Annotated in this window: 18 protein-coding genes and 1 tRNA gene; 8 read left to right on the top strand and 11 right to left on the bottom strand. The window is 59.0% G+C overall.

Translation table 11 applies throughout. From position 1 onward, the window contains the following. Positions 1-112 precede the first annotated feature (112 nt). Positions 113-1012, top strand: coding sequence for a transcriptional activator NhaR (gene nhaR, locus ACO1VH_RS06825; RefSeq protein WP_486243757.1), 900 nt, complete (start codon positions 113-115; stop codon positions 1010-1012). Here the strand turns inward: nhaR and ACO1VH_RS06830 are convergent. Next, entirely contained in the window at positions 1005-1922 is a 918-nt protein-coding gene (locus ACO1VH_RS06830) for a LysR family transcriptional regulator (protein ID WP_486243758.1), read from the bottom strand. The genes nhaR and ACO1VH_RS06830 overlap by 8 nt on opposite strands. A 118-nt stretch (positions 1923-2040) precedes the next feature. On the opposite strand from ACO1VH_RS06830, the gene ACO1VH_RS06835 reads away from it, so the two are divergent. Further along, the gene (locus tag ACO1VH_RS06835; RefSeq protein ID WP_486243759.1) at positions 2041-2796 is read left to right on the top strand and encodes an SDR family NAD(P)-dependent oxidoreductase; all 756 of its coding nucleotides are present in this window, start codon (positions 2041-2043) and stop codon (positions 2794-2796) included. A gap of 36 nt (positions 2797-2832) precedes the next feature. Here the strand turns inward: ACO1VH_RS06835 and ACO1VH_RS06840 are convergent, their stop codons facing one another. Next, the gene (locus ACO1VH_RS06840; protein WP_486243760.1) at positions 2833-4068 is read right to left on the bottom strand and encodes an FAD-dependent oxidoreductase; all 1236 of its coding nucleotides are present in this window, start codon (positions 4066-4068) and stop codon (positions 2833-2835) included. A gap of 121 nt (positions 4069-4189) precedes the next feature. Between ACO1VH_RS06840 and ACO1VH_RS06845 the strand changes: the two genes are divergently transcribed. The 4 genes from ACO1VH_RS06845 to ACO1VH_RS06860 all read left to right on the top strand — a co-directional run bounded on the left by ACO1VH_RS06845 (position 4190) and on the right by ACO1VH_RS06860 (position 7597). Further along, positions 4190-5317 (top strand): nuclear transport factor 2 family protein, encoded by a 1128-nt coding sequence (locus ACO1VH_RS06845; protein WP_486243761.1) that lies wholly within the window; start codon positions 4190-4192, stop codon positions 5315-5317. Then, positions 5317-6585 carry a L,D-transpeptidase family protein gene (locus tag ACO1VH_RS06850; RefSeq protein WP_486243762.1) on the top strand — a complete coding sequence of 423 codons (1269 nt, stop codon included), beginning with the start codon at positions 5317-5319 and terminating at the stop codon, positions 6583-6585. The genes ACO1VH_RS06845 and ACO1VH_RS06850 overlap by 1 nt, the downstream gene beginning before the upstream one ends. Before the next feature lie 291 nt (positions 6586-6876). Beyond that, positions 6877-7239 carry a YMGG-like glycine zipper-containing protein gene (locus ACO1VH_RS06855; protein ID WP_486243763.1) on the top strand — a complete coding sequence of 121 codons (363 nt, stop codon included), beginning with the start codon at positions 6877-6879 and terminating at the stop codon, positions 7237-7239. A gap of 94 nt (positions 7240-7333) precedes the next feature. Further along, a complete protein-coding gene (locus ACO1VH_RS06860) occupies positions 7334-7597 on the top strand; it encodes a hypothetical protein (protein WP_486243764.1) in 264 nt (87 codons plus the stop codon). Positions 7598-7717: 120 nt separating this feature from the next. Here ACO1VH_RS06860 and ACO1VH_RS06865 read toward each other — a convergent pair whose 3' ends face one another. The 3 genes from ACO1VH_RS06865 to ACO1VH_RS06875 form a co-directional block, all read right to left on the bottom strand. Next, the gene (locus ACO1VH_RS06865; RefSeq protein WP_486243765.1) at positions 7718-8077 is read right to left on the bottom strand and encodes a hypothetical protein; all 360 of its coding nucleotides are present in this window, start codon (positions 8075-8077) and stop codon (positions 7718-7720) included. Between the two features lie 168 nt (positions 8078-8245). Further along, positions 8246-8704: a universal stress protein gene (locus tag ACO1VH_RS06870; RefSeq protein ID WP_486243766.1), complete on the bottom strand. Its 459-nt coding sequence runs from the start codon at positions 8702-8704 to the stop codon at positions 8246-8248. An 81-nt stretch (positions 8705-8785) separates the two neighbouring features. After that, positions 8786-9991, bottom strand: coding sequence for an MFS transporter (locus ACO1VH_RS06875; protein ID WP_486243767.1), 1206 nt, complete (start codon positions 9989-9991; stop codon positions 8786-8788). 331 nt (positions 9992-10322) lie between these two features. On the opposite strand from ACO1VH_RS06875, the gene ACO1VH_RS06880 reads away from it, so the two are divergent. Together ACO1VH_RS06880 and ACO1VH_RS06885 are read left to right on the top strand one after the other, a co-directional pair. Then, positions 10323-10736 carry a hypothetical protein gene (locus tag ACO1VH_RS06880; RefSeq protein WP_486243768.1) on the top strand — a complete coding sequence of 138 codons (414 nt, stop codon included), beginning with the start codon at positions 10323-10325 and terminating at the stop codon, positions 10734-10736. A 38-nt stretch (positions 10737-10774) separates the two neighbouring features. After that, positions 10775-10936, top strand: coding sequence for a hypothetical protein (locus tag ACO1VH_RS06885; protein ID WP_486243769.1), 162 nt, complete (start codon positions 10775-10777; stop codon positions 10934-10936). A gap of 121 nt (positions 10937-11057) precedes the next feature. On the opposite strand, the gene ACO1VH_RS06890 is transcribed toward ACO1VH_RS06885, so the two are convergent. The 6 genes from ACO1VH_RS06890 to ACO1VH_RS06915 all read right to left on the bottom strand — a co-directional run bounded on the left by ACO1VH_RS06890 (position 11058) and on the right by ACO1VH_RS06915 (position 15612). Next, the gene (locus ACO1VH_RS06890) at positions 11058-11264 is read right to left on the bottom strand and encodes a DUF6494 family protein (RefSeq protein WP_486243770.1); all 207 of its coding nucleotides are present in this window, start codon (positions 11262-11264) and stop codon (positions 11058-11060) included. 199 nt (positions 11265-11463) lie between these two features. After that, complete coding sequence (gene tenA, locus ACO1VH_RS06895) at positions 11464-12126, bottom strand: thiaminase II (RefSeq protein ID WP_486243771.1); 663 nt, start codon at positions 12124-12126, stop codon at positions 11464-11466. A gap of 213 nt (positions 12127-12339) precedes the next feature. Beyond that, entirely contained in the window at positions 12340-12681 is a 342-nt protein-coding gene (locus ACO1VH_RS06900) for a nucleotide pyrophosphohydrolase (RefSeq protein ID WP_486243772.1), read from the bottom strand. 198 nt (positions 12682-12879) lie between these two features. Beyond that, positions 12880-13242, bottom strand: coding sequence for a NirD/YgiW/YdeI family stress tolerance protein (locus ACO1VH_RS06905; RefSeq protein WP_486243773.1), 363 nt, complete (start codon positions 13240-13242; stop codon positions 12880-12882). Positions 13243-13284: 42 nt separating this feature from the next. Then, positions 13285-15189, bottom strand: a complete 1905-nt coding sequence (locus ACO1VH_RS06910; RefSeq protein WP_486243774.1) for a hybrid sensor histidine kinase/response regulator — start codon at positions 15187-15189, stop codon at positions 13285-13287. 347 nt (positions 15190-15536) lie between these two features. Next, positions 15537-15612, bottom strand: a tRNA-His gene (locus ACO1VH_RS06915). Positions 15613-15658: the final 46 nt, after the last annotated feature.

Raw genomic sequence — 15658 nt, forward strand, 5'->3', positions numbered from 1 at the left:
CATCGAGGCACTCTTTTCCTCTTAGACATACACACTGTAGTCGGAGTTTTTAATCACGAAAATTCGAATATAATTAAATTCCAATTCGTAAAAACGGAACATTTATTCTGACATGAGCGCGATCAACTACAAGCATCTGCATTACTTCTGGGTGGTGGCAAAGGCGGGTGGCATCGGCCGTGCCAGCGAACGGCTGCATCTGACGCCGCAGACGATCAGCGGCCAGATCGCGCTGTTCGAGGATGTGCTCGGCTACAAGCTGTTCAACCGCGTCGGGCGGAGGCTTGAATTGAACGATGCCGGGCGCGTGGTGTTGAGTTACGCGGATGAAATCTTCACGCTGGGCGAGGAATTGCAGGAAGTGCTGCGTTTCCGGCCCGGCGGCTGGCCGCTGCAATTGCGCGTAGGCGTGGCCGACGCTGTGCCGAAGGCGATCGCCTATCTGCTGCTGGAGCCGGCGATGGAATTGCCCGAGTCGTTGCGCATCGTCTGCCGCGAAGGCAAGCTGACGAGCCTGCTGGCCGACTTGGCGATTCACCGGCTGGACATCGTCATCGCCGATAGCCCGATGCCGGCCAACATCGACGTGCGCGGCTATAACCACTTGCTGGGCGAATGCGGCGTCTCCTTCTTCGCAACCGAAGAATTGGCAAAGCAGTACAAGAAGGGTTTCCCGAAGAGCCTGGATGGCGCGCCTTTCCTGATGCCGGGCGAGGATGCGGCGGTACGGCCGCGCCTGCTGCGCTGGTTCGAGAAGGAACGTGTGCATCCGCGCATCGTCGGCGAGTTTGACGACGGCGCGCTGCTGCAGGCATTCGGTGAAGCGGGCAAGGGCATCTTCGCTGCGCCGTCGGCAGTGGCCGAGCAGATCGTCAAGCAGTACGGCGTGACCGAGATTGGTCGCACGACGCTGGTCAGCGAACAGTTCTATGCGATTTCGGTGGAGCGCCAGCTGACGCATCCGGCCGTGGTGGCGATCAGTTCCGCCGCGCGAGAGAGCCTGATCAAGTAGTCGCGCTTTCGCGGTCGATATCGCTTTCCAGCAGTTCGGTCAGCCATTCCATGAATACGCGCACCCGCTGCGGCAGGTGGCGGCGGTGCGCGTACAGCAACGATACCGGCATTGGCGCGGCCGTGAATGCAGGCAAGACTTCCACCAGCGCAGCGCTTTTCAGATGGCTGCGTGCGCCATGCCGCGGCACCTGTATCAATCCAAGTCCACCGAGGCAAGCCGCCTCGTAGGCATCCGCGTTATTGACCGTGACGCTGCCCTGCATCGGCAGCATGCGGGTTTCGCCGTCTGCCACATATTCGAATCCTGCGGGCTTGACGCCTAGTATCGGGCTGTAGTGGATCAGACGATGCGATGCCAGATCGTCCAGGCCGTGCGGCATCCCGAATTCTTTCAGATAGGCAGGGCTGGCGAGATTGACCATGACGGCGGCGCCCAGGGCGCGCACGATCAGAGCCGGTTCGACGACCGTGCCGACACGCAGCACGCAATCGAATCCCTCGCGCACCAGATCGACGCGGCGGTCGGTACTGCTGACTTCGATCTGCAGTCCGGGATAGCGCCGTAAAAAATCCGCCAGGTTCGGCATGACGATGCGGCGCGCGGTCGGCGTTGGCATGTCGACCCGCAATCTTCCTTCCAGCGCCGTTCCTTCGCGGCGGAACATGCCCTCCAGTTCATCCATGTCGGAGAGCAGATCCTTGCAGCGCTCCAGCAGTGCGAGCCCGTCGTGCGTGGTTTGCACGCGCCGCGTCGTGCGATGGAACAGCCGCGCGCCAACCAGGTTTTCCAGCACGCGCACATGTTCCGACACGCTTGCCTTCTGCAGTCCAAGGCTGACGGCGGCCTGCGTGAAGCTGCCTGTCTCGGTGACGCGGACGAAGGTTTTCAGCAAATCCAGCTTGTTCATGACATTCCAATTGATATGTTTTTATTGAACAGTAAATTCAATAATCCAATATTTATCTAGAATTTTTTAAACAATATACTCGATCGCATCTTCCACCTCCACCCGAAAGGAATGCGACATGAACGGAAACATTGCCATCGTCACCGGCGCCAGCCGCGGACTCGGACGCAACGCAGCCTTGCATCTGGCCGCGCAAGGTGTCGCCATCATCGGCACCTATCGCAGCAACAAGACCGAAGCCGATTCGCTGGCAGCCGAAATCGCAGGGCGCGGCGGTCGCGCTGCGATGCTGCAACTGGATGCCGGCGACAGCGCATCATTCGACGGTTTCGTCGCGGCAGTGAAAGAGACGCTTGCCGCCTTCGGCAAGGCGCGTCTCGACTACCTGGTCAACAATGCCGGCATCGGCCTGTATGGCGCGATCGCGGAAACGACCGAAGCACAGTTCGACCAGTTGATGAATATCCATCTGAAAGGACCGTTCTTCCTGACACAGAAGCTGCTGCCGCTGATCGCGGACGGCGGCCGCATCGTCAATGTGTCGAGCGGCCTGACGCGCTTCAGCTTCCCCGGCTATGCGGCCTACGCCATGATGAAAGGCGGCGTCGAGGTGATGACACGCTACATGGCAAAGGAATTCGGTGCGCGCGGCATTGTCGTCAATACGCTGGCGCCCGGCGCGATCGAAACCGATTTCGGCGGCGGCACGGTGCGCGACAATTCGGAAGTCAACGCGCAAATCGCTTCCGTGACTGCGCTCGGCCGTGTCGGCCTGCCGGACGATATCGGTGGCGCGCTGTCGGCATTGCTGTCTGATGGCAGTGGCTGGATCAACGGCCAGCGCATCGAGGCGTCGGGCGGCATGTGCTTGTGATGCGGCAACGGATATGGCCTGCCGGCGGTACGGTTTTCAGCGGGCCGTCGGCGAGCGGACATGTTCCGGCCGCACGCCGATGCCGACCGCATAGGCGGGCAGCGTGCGCAGTACAGGCCAGCGCTGCATCAGCTTCAATATCCACGGTGCCGAGATCTGCTGCGTGCGATCGCCGATGACCGGCGTCAGCACACGATTCTGTATTGCGACCTGCGCCGCCTGCGTAACGCGTGCGGGAAACAGGCGACGCCGTTGCACCTGCGCCAGCAGCGGCGTCAATGCGTTGCGGTCGTAGGCCGGATAAGCGAGTGCTGCAGCTAGGATGTTGGCCGCGGCGACTGCATCCTGGATCGCCAGGTTGATGCCGACGCCGCCGATTGGCGACATCGCATGTGCGGCGTCGCCGATACACAGCAGCCCGGGCTTCCACCAGCGTTCGAGACGATCGACGGTCACACTCAGCAGCTTGATGTCGTCCCAGCTTTGCAGCAGTTCGACGCGATCGACGAACATCGGCGCGATCTTTGTCAGCGCTTTGCGGAAGGCGGGCAAGCCCTGTGTACGCAACGTCTCGATGCCGCCTTTCGGAATCACGTACGCGCATTGCCAGTAGCTGCCGCGATGCAGCGTAACGAAGAACTGGCCGGGGGCGACACGCCCGCCGGTCGTCTTGGTATCGCCGGCAGAGACCGGCAGGCGCATCCACAGCACGTCGATCGGCGCGCCCAGATCGCGTACTGCCAGGCCGGCTGCCTTGCGCACCGTCGAATGCCGGCCGTCGGCACCGATCACCAGATCGGCATGCACTTCCAGTACGCCCTCAGGCGTTTGCACCTGCACACCGGTGATGCATTCATCCTGTTCGATCAGGCCGGTCACTTCCGCGTTCTGTATCAGATGGAAACCGGCGAAGGTTTCCGCGTGATCGCGCAGGAAGTCGAGAAAATCCCATTGCGGCATCAATGCGACGAATTTGCACTGCGTGCGCAGCCGCGAAAAATCTGCGAGTTTCCATTCGCGGCCGGCGAGTGTGACGCCGATCTCGCGCGCCTCGTCGTGCGGACGCTGCAGGAAGGCCGGCAGCAATCCCAGTTCGTGCATCAGTTCGAGCGTCGAGGGGTGTACAGTGTCGCCGCGAAAATCGCGCAGGAAGTCGCCGTGTTTTTCCAGCACGACGACGTCGACGCCGGCGCGGGCCAGCAACAGTCCCAGCATCATGCCGGCCGGGCCGCCGCCGGCGATGCAGCAGCGCGTGAGCAGCGTATTTGCCATCTCATCCTCCGTCGAAAACAGGGTATGCGAGCGTGGCCTGATGATTTTGGCAACGGTTCGCGACGGCAACAGATTGTCGTACTATATCGGCTGTTTGCCTATCACGATAATAAGGAAAACCATGCCATTTGCGCCGCGTCGCACCATTTCCTCGGGGTTTCGCCGAACGCTCGGTCGTACTGTGATCGTTGCAGGCCTGCTGGCCGGACTGCAGTTACCGGCAATGGCAGACGATCTGGCAGACGTAACGCAACTATTGCGTGCCGGACAGCATGCGCAGGCCTTGTCGAAGGCCGATGCCTATCTGAGCAAGAATCCGCGCGATCCGCAGATGCGTTTTCTGAAGGGCGTGATCCTCACCGAGCAGAACAAGCCGAACGAAGCGATCGATATTTTCACGAAGCTGACCAAGGATTATCCGTCGCTGCCCGAACCGTACAACAATCTGGCCGTGCTGTATGCGGCGGCCGGCCGCTATGACGATGCGCGTCTTGCGCTCGACAAGGCTATTCGTACCAATCCGACTTATGCGACGGCCTACGAAAATCTCGGTGACGTGCACGCGAAGCTGGCAAGTCAGGCATACGACAAGGCTTTGCAACTGGATCACAACAACGCCGGTGCAAAATCGAAGCTGACGATGATCCGCACGCTGGTCGGCAATACTACCGGCGGCACGAACCCGCAGGTGGCGGTGGTCGCGGCAGCGCCGACGCCGAAATCGGAACCGCCTAAAGCAGAAGTCAAACCTGAGCCGAAACCGGAATCCAAACCCGAGCCAAAGCCGGAACCGAAACAGGAAGCGCCCAAGCCTCAGCCGAAGCCAGCCGAACCCAAGCCCGATCCGAAGGCAGAGCAGAAGCGTCGCGAAGCCGAAGCCAAGCGTGAGGCGAAAGCCAAGGCCGATGCGGAGCGTGCTGAAGTACTGGCAGCCGTCAATCACTGGGCGAAGCAGTGGAGCGAGCGTGATGTGAAAGGCTACCTAAATGCCTATTCGAACGATTTCACGCTGCCGGCCGGACAATCGCGCAAGGATTGGGCGACCGAACGCCGTGCGCGTATAGAAGACAAGAAGCGCATCAGCGTGAAGATCGAATCGCCGCAAGTCAGCGTCAGCGGCAACACGGCGACTGTGAAATTCCGCCAGATATACGATTCGGATACCTTCAACGCGGATAGCCGCAAGATGCTCGTGCTGGTCAAGCAAGGCGGTAAATGGTTGATCAAGCAGGAGCGTGCGAGTAACTGATGATGGGCTTCAAGGGCAAGTTGTGGTCAGCTATATGCGCGATCGAATATCGGACAGGCATGGCGGCTTCGAGTCTGCTGATGGTAGCGGTTGCCTTGTTGCCTGCAACGAGCCTTGCCAGCGGCACCAAGCCGGGTGTGCCGGCACGGCTCGATCCGGAAGTGATGCTGATCGACGTCTACAAGGCGTTGTCGGAGAACCGTCTGCGCGATGCGCAGGCCAAGGTCGATGCGCTGGTCGCCGCTTATCCGAACTTTCGCCTCGGCCAGTTGGTGCGCGGTGATCTGCTGCTGTTGCATACTCAACCGATCAAGACTTTCGGTGCTGCGCCCGATGCGCCTGCCGACCAGCTGGCCAATTTGCGCGCCGAAGCGATCGTTCGCCTGAAATCGTTGCGTGAACGGCCGGACCCTAACCTGATCCCACGCCCCATCCTGCAGATGCGCGACGACCAGAAGAATGTGCTGCTGGTCGATGCCAAGCGTTCCCGCATGTACGTCTATGAGCGCGTTGGCGGAAGCAACGGACAGTTCAAGCTGGCCAGCGATTATTACGTCAGCCAGGGCAAGCTCGGCGTGAACAAGTTCAAGGAAGGCGATCAGAAGACGCCGCTCGGCGTCTACTACATCACCTCGCGTCTGCCGGGGGCGCGCCTGCCGGCGTTCTACGGACCGGGCGCACTGCCGATCAATTATCCGAACGAGTGGGACAAGGCCAATGGCCGCGGCGGTTCCGGCATTTGGCTGCATGGTACGCCGCCGGACAGCTACAGTCGTCCGCCATTGTCTTCCGATGGTTGCGTGGTATTGCCGAATCCGGATCTGACCGAATTGTCGGAGACGGTGCAGATCGGCACGACGCCGGTCATCATCAGTGACGACGTGAAATTCGTCACGCGCGAAAAATGGGAAGCCGATCGCCAAAGCGCCAACAAGATGCTGGAATCTTGGCGCGAAGACCTGGAAAGCACGGACCCCGAGCGTCTGCGCCGCCACTACTCGCGCAACTTCAAGGCGATGCGCGGGCAGAATCTGAACGACTGGATGGAAAAGCTGAAGCAGGCCAACTTTGGTGCGCGCCGCATCAAGGTGGAACTGCGTGACGTCACTCTGTTCCGCTATCCCGAGCCGAAGGACCAGAAGGAAATGATCGTCGCTTCCTTTACGCAGGATGCCGTGATCGGCAAGGGCCGGCACGTCACGCACAAGCGTCAGTACTGGGTGAGGGAAGGTGCCCAGTGGCGCATCGTTTCCGAAGCCAATCTCTGATCGAATCGAATCGCAAGCAAAAAAGCCGCAACATCTTGCGGCTTTTTTGTTTTCTGGAAGATGTACGAAGGAATTTATACCGTGTGCTTTGTACTGTGTTGTTATGTCATTGCATGACGACGAGGCAATGAGACAGTCATGTCGATTAGATAAGGCTGTTCTTCATGCATCTTTACAATTGTAAAAGTCTATTTCCCTCATGGATTTTAAAGGTGGCGTCTATATAGTGATTCCATGCCGATGCGATTGATGAACCGATCCGGTTCGTTGCAGAGGCGAGAGGAGTCGATCATGTTGAACAAAAAATGGATAGGCGTCGCCCTGCTGGCAGCAGCTGCAGTTTCCACCAATGCATTGGCAGACAGCCGCGGCGTCAACACGGCGCTCGGCGCGGTTGCCGGTGTGGTGGTTGGTAATGCGGTCGGTGGACAGAACGGCGCCGTGATCGGTGGCGTGCTGGGCGCGGTCGTCGGTGCCAGCGTTTCCGATCATGATCGCCATGACAATCGCCGCTACTACGGTGCGCGTTATCAAGCCCCCGTTTATGCACGACCGGCGCCGGTCTATGCACGCCCCGGTTATCGCGACCGTTATTACCACGACGCGCGTCGCGTCGAGTATGTGCGTCACGGACGCGGCTACTACCGTTATTGATTGCATGCGCGGAAAGCCAGAGGCTGCCGCGCATTGTTTCGGCATTCGGACGCGAATGAGATCGCGATAAGGATGCATGAAGAAAGGTTGAAAGATGAATACCCCGAACTTACGAGGGAAGTTCAAGCATCTGATGCTGCCGCTGTGTGCAGCCGCAATGCTCGGCGGCTGTGCCGTCGTTCCCTATGATGATGGCTACTATGGTCAGACGACCTATGCCACGCCGGTCTATGTTGCTCCGACGGTAAATTTCGGTCTCAGCTATTCGAATCGCGGCTACTACGGTCCACGCTACTATCCGCGTTATTACGGACGGGGATATTGGGGCGGTGGCCGAGGAGGACACTGGCATCGTTGATCGCGCGTGGCGATGCGATTTGTTACCTCAGATCCAATAAAAATGGCTGATCGAAAGATCAGCCATTTTGTTTTTGCAGCCCGATTAACGAAGCGGCTATGAAGCGGTTAGGGAGTGGTATCAGCGATGTCCGTGACCGCGGCCGCCGCCATGGTGATGATGCGGCCCATGTCCGTAATAGCGCGGAGGCGGCGAACGCCAGCGATAGTAGCTGCGTCCGTAGACAACGACGGGCGGCGGTGCCGTATAGACAGGCGTGGCGCCGTAGATGATCGGCGGCGCGTAGTAATTCGAATAATTGTTGTTGACGACCGGCGGCGGGTAGTAGACCGGTGCGGGCGGATAGTAAGCCGGGTAGGCCGGATAACCGCCGACGCCGATATCCACCGACCAGTTGACGCCGCCGGCCATTGCCGGTGCGGCAGCGGTCAGCGCGCCACAGACGGCCAGCGCAGCGAATGTACGGGAGATGATTGGCATGACGGAAACCTCGCAATGGATGCTTCATTTAACGTCAAACACGCGGGTTTCTCAACCTGGAATGGGTAAAAGACTGTAACAGCGGAGCTGTCACGGCGGGCTTGCCGCGCTGCGCCCGTTCAAGGCGGAGTGCGGGGGAAATGCCGCCGCGCGTTGGTACCGCACGCGTTATTGCCGCGCCGGATCGTGAGCCACCAGCAGGCTGCAGCGGATCTTTTCCACCAGCAGCGTATCGGTGGAGCCACGCCACCAGCGCATGGCCAGCGACTGCAGACGGGAATGGCCGACGATGACGAGATCGATACCCAGCTTGTCGACCAGTCCGGCGATCGCCGGCACGGGTTCACCGACTTCCAGATGCGTTTGCACGTTCAGGCCGGCCTGCCGCAGAAAATCGAGGCCGTTCTGCAGTTCGTCTTCCATTTTCTTTTTCTCGGTGGCGATTTCCTCATCGACACCGACCATGGAAACCATCGCATACTCGCCGATGATGACCGATTGCGGCGGATTGACGACAACCAGCAGATGGACATCGGTAGCAGGGCCGGGCGACAGCCTGACGCATTCTTCCAACGCGGAGCGGCTTTCGGGCGTACCGTTGTAAGCAACCAGAATCTTGCGATACATAACGCCTCCTCGGTTTGCATGGACGTAAATTCAGTATAGCGCCAACCGTACGCCAGGCAAGCGGTTGACCTGCGCGGACGGTCAGGACGCGTCCTTCAGCCGGCTGAAATTGATGGCGATCAGCAGCACGCCGATGGCACCGATGGCGATTACCGGCGTGGTGCCGAAGCGTTCCGCCGCCATGCCCGCAATGCCGACGCCGATCGACTGGCCGAGATAGAAACTGGATGCAAAGGCGGATACCGCCGCGCCGCGTCGTTCCGGCGCCATCTGAGTGGCATTGATCTGCAGTGTGTTGTGCATCATGTAAAAACCGAGACCGCAGAATGCGCAACCTGGAATCGCCCACCACCAGTGGGGCGACAGCGCAATCGACAGCAGCGAGAGCATCACCACGATGCCGCCCCACAGCGCCAGCCTTTTTTCGCCAAGGCCCCGGACGAGCCGGCGCGACGTCAGCGCATACAGCAGGCCGCCGAGGCCGAACAGCATGACCAGCGCGGCGGCATTGGTCAGCGTCATCCCGTGCACGTAATGCAGATGCAGTGCGATGAAGGCGAACGCGCCGTACAGACAGCCACCTTCGAGAAACACCGTCATCAATACGATGCGCGCCCACGGACGTGACAATACCTGCCCGAATTCGGACACCATGCGCCGCAAGGCCGCACCTTCCGCATGGCGGGTCTGTTTTGCGTGCGCGGGCAGGCGGCGATTCAACGCGAACAAGGTGGCGGTGACGACGACGAAATAGGAGGCGATGCAATAGAACGGCAATTGCCAGCCGAAGTGATCGGCGGCCAGTCCGCCCAGCAGCACGCCGGCCGAGATGCCGACGATCTGGCCGATCAGGAATTGCGCCAGCACCGGCTGGCGATCTTCGTACGGCACCACGTCGCCGATCCACGCCATCGACAGCGGAATGATCGCGGCAGCGGTCGCACCGGCCATCAGGCGTGCGGCGATCAGCAGCGGATAGTTCGGAGCCAAGGCGCAAAGCAGCGCCGTAAATGCGCAGCCGAGGCTGGCGCAGGCGACGACGAAATACTTGCCGAAGCGATCGCCGACCGGGCCGAAGAACAGCTGTGATACGCCATAGGCGATTGCGAAGGCCGTGATTACATACGCCACTTCGCCGATCGAGACACCGAATTCCTGCGACAGCCGCGGCAGGAGCGGATCGGTCACGCGCAACGAAATTGCGCTGCCGAAGGCGGCCAGCGACAGGGCGGGAATGGCAAGGCGGGGAATGGTCGGAATGGCTGGCGCGGCGGGAGCGGCTGGCATGAGGTTCCTCTGGTTGGCGAGTGGCAACAAGCCTACCGCAAAATGCGACATCGAGCTTTCCGGCGCGCGATTCTGCACGATTGTTGTGCAACTTCAGTGGCGATTTGCCGGACTTCATCTTTTCCTACAAGAAGTCGCGCCGGCGTCCTATATGGACAAATTGGCTACACCGTTACCATCCATGCACGTCGGATACGCGCGCTTCAACTGCTGCCGTTTTCATGTCAGTCATGGCTGTCATGTATGCATTTCAAGCCCGTTCTGCACATCAGGTCGAGGCACTCTGAGTAGTACCACCGGTTGTCGTCATATAGCCAGATCAGAGGTGAACATGTCCATTACTCAAACAACACATCAGGACGCTTCAGCGAAGCAGGCAGCGATGGCCGAACGTTCGGCCGCAGATTCCCGCAGCGATGCCAGCAATCAGATTATTCATGCGGACCAGCGTCTGGAACGGGCGCTGAGCCGCAAGCGTGCTCGTGCAATTCGTTATCTGGAACTGGCGCGCCGTTTCGGCGGCAGTGCCTACGACAGGAACGAGCCGCGTGTGTTCACGATGCAATTCGTATCGGAACTGGAACAGGAAAATGCGCTGCGCCGTGCCTCGCGCAATCCGTGGCTGGAGAGCATGTTGCTGCCGCTCGCCAGCGACGGCGCCGATCATGCGGCGGCAAATCGCGGCAACGTCCTGCCTTTCGGTCCGCAGATCGCGCCGGTCGAAACGGCCGCGCCGTCGATCTGAACATCTGTCACGTCATCCTTACCGAATAGAGAAATCTCATGAAACTCCAATATCTCCTGGGAACGCTGGCTGCCATCGGTGCGCTGGCCATTGCAATGAATCCGTTATTGGTGGCGGCCGAAGCCAGTCCGGAGCAATTCAGCCAGCAGCCGCAGATCAGCATGCTGGTGACAATCGCGGCAGCGCCGTACAAATGGTAGAAACATAGGAAGTTCAGGGGAAGAAACGAAAAGCCCGGCCAATATTGCAGCCGGGCTTGCATGACAAAGAGATTGTCCATTTACTGGTGTTCGCCTGTTGCAGGCGTTTATTCCAGACGGTTTATTTCAAGCGAATTTCACCGTTGAAATCGACCTTCAGCTGCACGCCTTCTATCTCCAGCGTGACTTTGGCAGGAAACGACTCGCCGCCGGCAATGCGCCCGTCGGCGATCGCTTTCTCGACCGCGGTTTCGATTTCCCGCTGCGAGCTGACGCCGACCATCTTCAGGAATTTGCGCATGCTGGTGTTGAATGCTTCTTCGTCCATGTGTTGCCTCCGTTTTGTGATTGATGGAAGGATGCAAAATTGATCCGTCTGCTGGGATGAGCATAGCGCGATCATAGTGAATTAGCACGCCTTGTCACAGTGGACAAAAAGCCCGGCTCGCTGTCGCGATGCCGGGCTTTTTGACGTTCGCGTGATGCTTGCGCCGATTTACGTCGATTTTGCGTCGCTTGTCAGTGCATCAGACCGGCCACTGTTCGAGACGGTAGGCCGAATCCCAGAACATCCATTCCAGTTGCGCAGCACGCGTATAGGCCTTGTGCATCTCGTTGCGCGTTTCCTCGCTGGCGGATGCGGCGACGCGATCGATGGTTGCGATCACGGCACGCACGGCGGCATGGAATTCCTCGCCTGCATAGGTATCGATCCACGACTGGTAACGGTTGTTCGGTGCGGCGCGGCCGACGATGTCGCGGCCGATTTCCGCATAGATCCAGAAGCACGGCAGCAGGCTGGCCAGCACCACTGGATACGGCGCGCTCCAGGCGGTCGACAGCAGATAGCTGGTGTAGTGATGTGCGGCAGGCGACAGCGGCGTGGAAGCGAAAATGTCCGGCGTGACGTTGAACTGCTCCATGAAATTCTTGTGCAGGCTGCGTTCGACGACGACGGCCGACTGCGCGCCGGTGGCGAACTGCACGATCTCGTCCGGCGTTTCCGCCTTGGCGGCGGCGATCGACAGGCAGCGGCCGAATGCGATCAGGTACAGCGCATCCTGGATCATATAGTGACGGAAGCGTTCCTCGTCCAGCGTGCCGGCGGCGAGTTCCGAGTTGAACGGCATGGTGCGGATGGTTTCGTACAGGGCGGCGTTTTTCTGCCAGATTTCGGATGTGAAAGACATGGTGCTCCTTGCGGGACGACGATGCAGCGCGGCCGAAGCGGCCGGGAAACTGCAGGATGAAAACCGCAAAGGATAGGAAGAAAGCGAGCGAAGGTCAAAAGCTAAATCGCCGATTCTTGACCCGTGCCAATAAAAACCGCGAAGAAGCCGGAAGAAGGGGCAGATACCGCCCCCATGGCTGACAGTAAGACCGGAAGAAAACTGGAGACGCGATCAATCCTTATCGGATATCGGCGGATACTTGCGCGCATTCAGCACCAGCTTGTCGGCGATGGCGGCATCCAGGTCCACGCCAAGCACCGAAGCCAGTCGTACCAGATAGAGCGCAACGTCGGCCAGTTCCTGCCGCACATGCTCCGCGGTAGCTGCATCCTGTGCGACGTGCCAAGATTCTTCCTCGGTACGCCACTGGAAGATTTCCACCAGTTCACCGACCTCGCCGGTGAGTGCCATGGCGAGATTCTTCGGCGAATGGAATTGCCGCCAGTTGCGGGCCTCGGCGAATTCGTCGAGCACGTGTTCCAGCGTCTTGGTATCGAGCAGCGAAGTGGTCATGGGAGAAAAGTGGAATCGATAGGTGACTAGGATAATGCCACGCCAGCCTGCGGAGAGAAGGTGGGCAAACTTCGGCAACGAATCGTGGCATACGAGCCGCGATAGTTCAGCTGCAATGACGAAACTGCGGCAACCACGTCATGGAAAATAAAAAGCCGCTCCGAAAGAGCGGCAGATTCCAATTCCGAAGTGGAAGCCTTATTTGATAATAACCAGGCTGTCGACGTCGATTTCCGGGCTTTCCATGAAATCCTTTTCCACTTCGCCGTGCAGTTCGATCTTGGTCTTTTCGTCGATGCGTTGGCCCGCCATGCGCTTGTTGTCGATATCCACGCGGATTTCGCCGGTGCCGTCGGAGAACAGATATTTCTCCTTGCCCACCTGTTTCGTCAGGAAGCCGCGCAGCACGACCGGTTGGTCGTCGACAGGATGCTTCAGCACGTCGGCTACCGTGGCATGTGCGGGCTGGCTGCCCGGCCCGGCGTATTGCGCATGTGCAGCCTGCATGCAGATGACGGTGGAAGCGGCGAACAGGATGGCGATGCGACTCTTGCGGTTCATGCGTTCTCCTTGAAAGGTGATTGATGCTGCGTGTGCAAAGAATCAGGCAGCTTGCCGCAATTTCTTTGCGACGTCCGACAGCTGATAGGGCTTGTTGATGAACAGGAAGCCGTCCAGATCCGCGTGCTCGGATTTCAGTGCCGGTAATGCATAGCCGGATGCCAGAATGGTTTTCATGTGCGGATAGCGTTTGCGCACCAGCCGTGCCAGCTCGATACCGCTCATGCCGTTGGGCATCATCACGTCGCTGAAAAGAATGTCGATGTCGCTGTTGCGTTCCAGTATATCCAGCGCATCTTTCGCACTGCCGGCGGTATAGACCACGTAACCGATCGCGCGGAACAACTCGGCGGCGACTTCCAGCAGGTCGGCGTCATCCTCGACGATCAGCACGGTTTCCAGCAATTCTTCGCGTTTGTCGTGTGCAATGGCTTCGCCGTCGACCGCCGGCAAATACATCGAGAACTGCGTCCCTTGCCCCGGAGTGCTGGAAACGACGATATCGCCGCCAGACTGCGCGATGAAGCCATAGACCTGGCTCAATCCGAGGCCTGTGCCCTTGCCGATCTCCTTCGTCGTGAAGAAAGGCTCGAAGACGCGAGCCATGACGTCGGGCGTCATGCCGCAACCGGTATCGTCGATCGTTATCTTCGTGTAACGACCGGCGGGCAGCATGCCGATTTCCTGTTCGTCCAGTTGCACGCCATAGGTGGCAATTGTCAGATTGCCTCCTTTCGGCATGGCATCGCGTGCATTGATGACGAGATTCAGCAATGTGGTCTGGAAGCGCGTGGCATCGATCAACGATGGTGGCAAATCTTGTTGCAAGCGGATTTCGAAATGGATGGACGAATTACCGGCACGGCGCAATACCGACTCGAATCCGGCAATCAGTTCGTTCAGATCGCACTTCTTCGACTGCAATGGTTGCTGGCGGGCAAACGCTAGTAGGTGCTGCGTCAGTTCGGCGCCGCGTTCGACGGCACGGCGCATGCTGTCCAGCGTGCGGCTGTCGCCGCGTGCTTGCAGTTGCAGCATATCGATGCCGCTTGAAATCACGCCGAGCAGGTTGTTGAAATCATGGGCGATACCGCCGGTCAGCTTGCCCAGTGCTTCCATTTTCTGAGACTGGAACAGGGCAGCGTTTGCCTTGTGCAAGGCATCGCTGGCTGCGCGTTGTTCGGTGATGTCGCGCGTGACTTTCGCAAAGCCGACTAGTACGCCATTTTCGTCATGGATGGCATCGATGACGACATGCGCACAGAAGCGTGAGCCATCTTTGCGTACGCGCCAGCCTTCCTGTTCGTAACGTCCTTTTTCCCTAGCAATCTTCAATGCGTTGTCCGGCAGGCCTGCTTCCCGTTCTTCCGGCGTATAAAAGCGCGAAAAGTGCGTGCCGATCACTTCTTCGGCCGTATAGCCCTTGATGTGCTGTGCGCCGGAATTCCAGTTCGTGATGATCCCGGATTCATCCAGCATATAGATTGCGTAATCGGTGACACCCTGCACCAGCAGGCTGAACTGCTGTTCGCTGCGGCGCAACGCTTCGGCAGTGGCGGCGCGTTCGGTGATGTCGCGTGTGATCTTGGCGAAGCCGATCAGCGCTCCATCGCGGAATACAGGATGCATGACGACACTGGCCCAGAAACAGGTGCCATCCTTGCGTCTGCGCCAGCCTTCCGATTCATATTTGCCTTCCTGGAGAGCGATGCGCAATGCTCTTTCCGGCAGGCCGTTGGCGAGATCTTCCGGCGTGTAAAAGCGCGAGAAATGCTGGCCGATGATCTCGTGCGCTTCATAGCCCTTGAACCGCTGTGCACCGGCATTCCAGCTGACGACATGGCCGGACGGATCCAGCATGTAGATTGCGTAGTCGCTGATGGCGGAAACCAGTGTGCGGAACCGTTCTTCGTCGTTGAAATTGTCGTTCGATGGAGGGTTCTTCATTGTCCGTCTCGGATCGGCATCATTCGCAGGGTAAAGGATTGCGGCGCGTCGCACAATCTTCCGAGGGATTCTTGTGTCTTCAGCGCATCTCATTTATGGAATGAATCCGGTTGAAGGGTCGGTGCGATACCGAACTGAGACCGGCATTTCAGAGACCGGTTGGTGGACATTTTCCCGAGCGAATGCCGGCCCGGACGACAAAATCCGCGACATTGATTGCCGAAAAAGTCATCGACAGGCCGTACCGGCGCAGTCATGGCTGCAGATGCGCAGTATGGGTAAAGGCAAGGGAAATCAGTTCTTTCCGTGAAACGGAAAAGACTGGTCAGGGAAAAAGATGGGGGAGGTGGGGTGGCCGATGGGACTCGAACCCACGACGACAGGAATCACAATCCTGGACTCTACCAACTGAGCTACGGCCACCATTGCGATACAACTTGCAATTTCCGCTACAGATGCAGCGAAGCTC

The sequence above is a fragment of the Oxalicibacterium sp. genome (genome assembly GCF_057353965.1).